Annotated in this window: 7 protein-coding genes; 5 read left to right on the top strand and 2 right to left on the bottom strand. The window is 69.8% G+C overall.

Annotation, left to right across the window (positions count from 1 at the left end; translation table 11 throughout):
• The first annotated feature begins 978 nt into the window (after positions 1-978).
• The 4 genes from ACJ73U_RS32530 (at position 979) to ACJ73U_RS32515 (ending at position 4,094) form a co-directional block, all read left to right on the top strand.
• Positions 979-1,452 (top strand): nuclear transport factor 2 family protein, encoded by a 474-nt coding sequence (locus ACJ73U_RS32530; RefSeq protein WP_407781565.1) that lies wholly within the window; start codon positions 979-981, stop codon positions 1,450-1,452.
• A 224-nt stretch (positions 1,453-1,676) separates the two neighbouring features.
• The gene (locus ACJ73U_RS32525; protein ID WP_407781564.1) at positions 1,677-2,297 is read left to right on the top strand and encodes a TetR/AcrR family transcriptional regulator; all 621 of its coding nucleotides are present in this window, start codon (positions 1,677-1,679) and stop codon (positions 2,295-2,297) included.
• Between the two features lie 121 nt (positions 2,298-2,418).
• On the top strand, positions 2,419-3,153 hold the full coding sequence (locus ACJ73U_RS32520) for an SDR family oxidoreductase (RefSeq protein ID WP_407781563.1): 735 nt from the start codon (positions 2,419-2,421) through the stop codon (positions 3,151-3,153).
• Positions 3,150-4,094, top strand: a complete 945-nt coding sequence (locus ACJ73U_RS32515; protein WP_407781562.1) for an RNA polymerase subunit sigma-70 — start codon at positions 3,150-3,152, stop codon at positions 4,092-4,094. Before ACJ73U_RS32520 ends, ACJ73U_RS32515 begins: the two co-directional genes overlap by 4 nt.
• Here the strand turns inward: ACJ73U_RS32515 and ACJ73U_RS32510 are convergent, their stop codons facing one another.
• A complete protein-coding gene (locus tag ACJ73U_RS32510) occupies positions 4,095-4,880 on the bottom strand; it encodes a DNA polymerase beta superfamily protein (protein WP_407781561.1) in 786 nt (261 codons plus the stop codon).
• A gap of 43 nt (positions 4,881-4,923) precedes the next feature.
• The gene (gene rnhA, locus ACJ73U_RS32505; protein ID WP_407781569.1) at positions 4,924-5,433 is read right to left on the bottom strand and encodes a ribonuclease HI; all 510 of its coding nucleotides are present in this window, start codon (positions 5,431-5,433) and stop codon (positions 4,924-4,926) included.
• A gap of 145 nt (positions 5,434-5,578) precedes the next feature.
• Between rnhA and ACJ73U_RS32500 the strand changes: the two genes are divergently transcribed.
• Positions 5,579-6,484: a phosphotransferase gene (locus ACJ73U_RS32500; protein WP_407781560.1), complete on the top strand. Its 906-nt coding sequence runs from the start codon at positions 5,579-5,581 to the stop codon at positions 6,482-6,484.
• Positions 6,485-6,507: the final 23 nt, after the last annotated feature.

The raw sequence follows: 6,507 nt of genomic DNA, 5'->3' as shown, positions 1-6,507 counted from the left end.
CTCGTTGTGGGCCAGTTGCAGGTAGCGGACCTGGCCTCCGTCGCTGGTCTTGCGGGAGGACACCTTCACGTACACGGCCGGGCAGCCTACCAACGGGATCGACTAGCTGACCACAGGACTTACCAGCTATACACCAAAAACCAGAGACAAGCGTGCCACTAGGCGATTCTGGATCTCCCGCTATGCGCCAACCCTGAGACCTGCGCATATTCCGCCACGCCGGCTCACATCAAGCCATCATCTGCGGAACGCGGGTGAAACGGCTCATGCTGTAGGCACACGCCTTACCAGCGGGTAGCTCGGTTTCTGCAGGTCACACTGCGTTGTCGATGCCCGTGTTCCTAAATGCGGAGCCCGGGTTGGAGCGGGGGTCAGTTTCGCAAGTTGACGCGAGTGGTGGCTGGAAGCTCCTCCGAGCCGCCCCACGGAGTGGTGCACTGCGTCCATCCACTCCACGACATCATGCCAACTGCAACGCCCATGATCCCGCAGGCCGGTGTTCAAACTCAGATCACGTCCTCGGTCGAACTAGGACGCGTCCAGAACATCATCCCGGAACGCCGCGACCAGCAAGCAAACCGACATCGCGCGTCCGCACCGGAGGCCGCCCGCCAACGTTCGCCCCGATCGTCCACCGGTGCCGCATCGTCGTCGAACGCCGCTTCAAAGGCCACAAGCACCCCGCGCCATCGCCACCAGATACGACCCGCTCTGTCCTACCAAGACTGGCTCGACTTCGGCCCCCTGCTCATTTGGAGGCGGTGATGCCGGGGTGGCGGAGTAGTCACGCTTGGCGTGGGTGCCAAGCACATCACCCCCAGTCACCGATGGGCGCTGACGGACGATGCCCCTCGTACTTGAGTTTGGCGACGATCCGTCGTAATCTTTACGACAGGTCGTCGCCAAAGAAGCGGGCTGCTTTGAGCGCGGCAGAACGAACGTTCTGACGTCGTCGTAGTGCATGAAGAGGGACTGTTGATGAACACATCCACTGATCACGCCGATCTCATCGAACTGTTCGGCCGCTACGCCGACATAGCGGACCTGAAGGAGTTCACCGACCTGCCCAGCCTTGTCTTCACCGACCCGTTGACGCTCGACTTCGAGTCGGTCGCCGGCATCCCGCCAATGACCACGCCGCTCCGCGACTACCTGGAGATCCTCCGTGCCTCCTTCGAGCCCTACACAGCAACCCACCACGCGATCACCGGCCACGTCATCGATATCGACGGCGACAGCGCGACGATCCACGCGCACGTCCGTGCCGAACACTGGCTCCCGAGCGAACGCGCCGGCGGCGGACCCAACCGCTGGCTGGTAGTCGGCTTCTACGACAACGAGGCGGTCCGCACGCCGGCCGGCTGGCGCCTCAACCGCGTAAGGCTCACCTCGACCTACCAGGAAAACCCACATCTATCGAGCATTGCCCTGGCCGCCGAGCAGGCACGCTGAGGACGACGCGCCTGAACATGGAGTACGAACGCGAAGAAGCGGCCCCCAAGACCCTGTGACGCAAAGCGACGCGGGGCACCGTCCTGCCAGCACATCCGGACAACCGCGGCGGAGGCCGAAAGGCAGCCACGCGCGGGGCGGGCGGAAGACCCGGGACGAGAGGCACACCTGGGACGAGAGGCAGACCCGGGACGAGAGAACAGCCGCGGTGGGAGGATGCTCGAATGCCGCGGATCCGGGGAGCCAGCATTGGCGAGCACCACGAGATGGTGTGGGCCGACCTCGCCGAGGCGATGCGGCAGCTGCTGCTCGAGCGCGACTACGACTCCATCAACATGGGCCACATCGCGGCCCGGGCCGGGCTCGCCCGCAACACGCTGTACAACTACGCCCGCGACAAGAGTGCACTGGTCCTGGCGCTGACCGAGCGGGCGGGCCGGCCCGCGGTCGAGCGTGTGGCCGCGATCGCCGCGCGGTCGGGGGAGCCGGCCGCGGAGCGGATGCGGGAGATCGTCGAGGCGGTCCTGGAGGCGTTCACGGACCAGGCCCTGCAGCTGATGTTCCGCCCGGGCGCCGGCCGGACCCAAGACGAGGCGCCGAAGGAGCCGAAGGGGCCGGACACCCCACTCCACGCGATCGTGGTCGAGGTGGAGAACGTCGTCCGGGACGGCATCGCGCGTGGCGAGTTCCGCGACGTCGGCGACGTGCCGCTCGCGGTGGAGCTGCTGTCCGGTGTCATGCGCGCGGGCGCCGAACGCATTGGCCGGGACCCTGCCGCCCTCGCGGCAACGGCCCGCGCGGCCCAGGAGATCGTTCTGGGCTCTCTGTCCCGTCGGCCGGAATAGGTGTTCAGGCGCATGACTCCGTGAGGAGTCATCCGCTATGACTCACCTCACAACCTCACCCCGACGGATCCCCACTCGGTAGCTGGTCTTGATGTGGACCGAACCAACCACCGGAGGGCCAATGTCCGTCCCCTTCACCACCGCCGTAGTCACCGGAGCCAGCCGCGGCTTCGGCCGCGCCATCGCCGCCGCCCTGGTAGCCGCAGGCACGCACACGCTTGGCATAGCCCGCGACGAGCAGGAGCTGCGTGCCGTACAAGCCGACCTCGGCAACGCCTTCAGCCCCATCCCGGGCGACGCCACCGACGAGACGCTCGCACAGAACGTGATCCACGAACACCGCCCCACCCTGCTGGTCCTCAATGCCGGTGCCACCCCGCACATGGCCCCCGTCCACCACCAGACCTGGGAAACCTTCACGCGCAACTGGCAGGTGGACACCCGCCACGTCTTCACCTGGATCCGCGCCGCCCTCCGCGAGCCACTACCCCCGGGCAGCGTGGTCGTCACGATGTCCAGCGGCGCCGCCCTCGGGGGCTCCCCACTGTCCGGCGGCTATGCCAGCGCGAAGGCCGCCAGCCGCTACATCAGCACCTACGCCAACGACGAGTCCACCCGTGCCGACCTCGACATCCGCTTCGTCGCGCTCTTCCCGCAGCTGACCCCGCAGGGCGCCGGCTCGACCGGTGTCGACGGCTACGCCGCACGGGAAGGCGTCGACCGCGATACCTTCATCGCGCGACTGCAACCGATCCTCACCCCCGACCAGGTCGCCAAGGCCGTCATGGAAGCCACGCGTGGCAACGCCGCCGAGTACCGGCTCACCGGCACCGGGCTGCACCAGATCAGTCGATGAACACCGAGTTCGCCGCCCTGACCGAACCGCTCCGCCGGGAACTGCTCGCCCACTGCTACCGCATCCTCGGCTCGATCCACGACGCCGAGGACCTCGTCCAGGAGACCTACCTGCGCGCGTGGCGGGCGTTCGACCGGTTCGAGGGCCGCTCCTCGGTCCGCCGCTGGCTGTACAAGATCGCCACGATGGCCTGCCTGACGGCGCTGGAGACCCGTTCCCGCCGGCCGCTCCCGTCAGGCCTGGGCGCGCCGTCGGACGACCACCGCGTGGCCGTCGCCGAGGGGGACCCGTCGGTGCCGTGGCTCCAGCCCGCACCCGACGCGCTGATCGGCGACCCGGCGACCATCGTGGCCGGCAGGGCCGGCGTGCGGCTCGCCTTCATCGCCGCACTCCAGCTCCTGCCCGCCCGCCAGCGCGCCGTGCTGACGTTGCGCGACGTGCTGGCCTTCCGCACGGCCGAGGTCGCCGAGATGCTGGACACCACACCGACGGCCGTCGACAGCGCACTGCGCCGCGCCCGCGCCCGCCTGGCCGACACCACTCCGGCGGAGGACGACCTCACCGAACCGGACCAGCGGCGAGCCCGCACCCTCCTCGACGGCTACGTCGACGCGTTCACCCGCGCCGACCCCGACGCCCTGGTGACCCTGCTGCGGGCCGACGTCGAGCTGGAGATGCCGCCGGTCCCGACCTGGTTCACCGGACGGCAGGCCGTCATCGGGTTCCTCGCCAGCCGGGTGCTGAGGAAGGACCGGTGGCGGCTGGTGCCCACGAGCGCCAACGGCCAGCCGGCCCTCGTCGAGTACGGACGCGGCCACGACCGGCGGTACGAGCCGCACGGCGTCCAGGTCCTCACCGTACGAGGTGCCCGAATCGCCCGTATCACGGCGTTCAACGATCCGAGCCTGGTGCCGGTGTTCGAGCCCGCCCTGGCGCCCTGACTAACGCCAGCCCCAGTACCGCCGGTGCGCGCCGACGGCCCAGTCGGAGATGGCCGGCACATCGGGTACCTCCGGCAACGGCGTCTTCCCGCTGGCCAGCAGGTCCTCCACCTGCCCCTGAACGCCGGCGATCTCGGCGAGCACGTTGTCGAGCCGTGAGACGTCCCCACGCTTGACGGCAAGCACCCGCTCCCGCTCGACGGCCGGCATGGGCAGGGTCAGCCGAGCGTCCCGAGCCACCTCGAGTCCCTGGTAGGCGAGCCGCAGCGCGTGCGAGGCGTACTTGACGTCGTACCCGAACCGGGCGACCAGCTCGGGTCGGCTGGGCACCTTGCCCTTGCTGTGCCCGAGCAACCGCTGCCGCTGCGCCGCCAGATATCCCAGGAACCGGTGCACGGCGTCGCGGGACAGCACCTTCGGCGCGAGCGCCCGCAGCTCCGCACCCAGCTCGGTGACGGTGATGATCGCCTCCGCCGGCGCGTACAGCGGCAGCAACGCCGTCGGGTTCCCCTTGGTGGCGAGCCGCAGGTACTTGTGCAGCGAGTAGCTCACCAGGTCGGTGTCCCCGGGCCCGGACCGCGCCCCTTCCGGCTGGGTGCGGAACACGTAGTGCTGGGTGCTCCCACCGAGCCCGACGACATTCACCGGAGGCTCGATGTAGACCCCCATCTCGTCGTGGTCGTCAGTACCCGCGATCGCGATCCCGTGCACCCCGGAACCCACGACGGTACGCAGGATCTCGCCCCGCAGGGCGGCATCCCGATCTCCATACTCGGTGTGGTTCACGCCCGCATGGTGGCATGCCGGACCCGTCAGAATCCGCCGAATTTCACCGGTGTGCGGCGGCCTCCTGCGCCCCCCGCACGGCGAGTTGGTCGGCACGTTCGTTCTCCGGGTGCCCCGCGTGCCCCTTGACCCAGTACCACCGCACCTCGTGCGACCGGGCCGCCTCGTCGAGCCGCCGCCACAGGTCCGCGTTCTTCACCGGCTGCTTGGCACTGGTCTGCCACCCGTTGCTCTTCCACCTGGGCAGCCACTGCATGATCCCGTTCCGCACGTACGTGGAGTCCGTGTACATGTCGACGACCGACGGCCGGGTCAGGCTCTCCAGAGCCCGAATGGGCGCCATCAACTCCATGCGGTTGTTGGTGGTGACGCCTGCCTCGGCCCCGTACAGCTCCTTGGCGTGCTGCCCGTACTTGAGCACGGCGCCCCATCCGCCGGGCCCGGGGTTCCCACTGCACGCGCCGTCGGTGTAGATCTCCACGGTGTTGGACACGCCCGGGAGCGTAGCGACGACGCGGGCGGGCCGGGCCGACAGGCATGCCCGCGACCTCATCCCCACATCGGTCTTCCCGAGCCGGTCCGCGCCACCCTCGGCGTCCGGCGGCACGCGCGGGGCGAATGCGATCAGCATCGATCTGGCGCTGAACCCCGGGAAAACCAGCTGCGCCAGCCACTCGCGACCGTCACCATAGGTCGTCATGGTGACGGCATCGGGTGTGCGAACAGGCTGGGACGACCTCCCCGAGCGCGTCCGGCACGCGGTCGCGGACATCCTCGGCGGTGAGGTCGTCGAGGCCGTCTCCCAGCCGGGCGGGTTCTCGCCGGGCAGCGCGGACCGCGTCCGCACCGCCGACGGCCGGCGCGCGTTCGTCAAGGCCGTCAGCTCGGCGCAGAACGAACACAGCCCCGGCTTCCACCGCCGGGAGGCGCGGGTCACCGCCGCACTCCCACCGCACGCCCCCACCCCGACCCTCCTCGGCACCTACGACGACGGCGACTGGATCGCGCTGGTCCTCACCGATGTCGAAGGCCGCCACCCGGCCACGCCGTGGCGCGACGACGACCTCGCCGCCACCCGCGCCGCACTGGGCGAGCTGGCACGAGTCGAGGCCCCACCCGCCCTGCCCGCCGCCGAGGAGTACCTCGAGGCCGACTTCACCGGCTGGCACCGCCTCCGCACGGACCCGCCCGCCGAGCTGGACGAGTGGACCGCGACCCACCTGGACGACCTGTGCCGGCTGGCCGAGCACGGCCTGGCCGCCCTGCCCGGCGACACGCTGACCCACACCGACATCCGCGCCGACAACGTCCTGATCGGCGCGGACGGCAGGGCCACGGTGATCGACTGGCCGCACGCCATCCGCGGACCGGCCTGGCTCGACTCCCTGATGCTGCTGATCAACGTCCGCCTCTACGGCGGCCACACCGACCTGGACACGGTCGCCGCCGACCGCGCCGACCTGATCGGCGCCCTGGCCGGCTTCGCCGGCTTCTTCGCCGACGCCGCACGGCAGCCGGCGCCGCCCGGACTGCCGACGCTGCGTGCGTTCCAGCAGGCCCAGGCCGACGTAGTGGTCTCGTGGCTGCGTGAGCTGGCGACCTGAACCAGGCCGCCAGCCCCGACAGC

Origin of the sequence: Actinophytocola sp. (assembly GCF_045807065.1) — a bacterium.
Lineage (GTDB): Bacteria > Actinomycetota > Actinomycetes > Mycobacteriales > Pseudonocardiaceae > Actinophytocola.
The sequence above is the reverse complement of the archived record's forward strand: the minus strand, read 5'-3'. Positions and strand labels throughout refer to the sequence as shown.

What these genes read in the sequence shown, in the direction of transcription:
- ACJ73U_RS32530 (WP_407781565.1), top strand. Translation starts at nt 979, where the DNA reads ATGAACACATCCACTGATCACGCCGATCTCATCGAACTGTTCGGCCGC.
- ACJ73U_RS32525 (WP_407781564.1), top strand. Translation starts at nt 1,677, where the DNA reads ATGCCGCGGATCCGGGGAGCCAGCATTGGCGAGCACCACGAGATGGTG.
- ACJ73U_RS32520 (WP_407781563.1), top strand. Translation starts at nt 2,419, where the DNA reads ATGTCCGTCCCCTTCACCACCGCCGTAGTCACCGGAGCCAGCCGCGGC.
- ACJ73U_RS32515 (WP_407781562.1), top strand. Translation starts at nt 3,150, where the DNA reads ATGAACACCGAGTTCGCCGCCCTGACCGAACCGCTCCGCCGGGAACTG.
- rnhA (WP_407781569.1), bottom strand. Translation starts at nt 5,433, where the DNA reads ATGAGGTCGCGGGCATGCCTGTCGGCCCGGCCCGCCCGCGTCGTCGCT.
- ACJ73U_RS32500 (WP_407781560.1), top strand. Translation starts at nt 5,579, where the DNA reads ATGGTGACGGCATCGGGTGTGCGAACAGGCTGGGACGACCTCCCCGAG.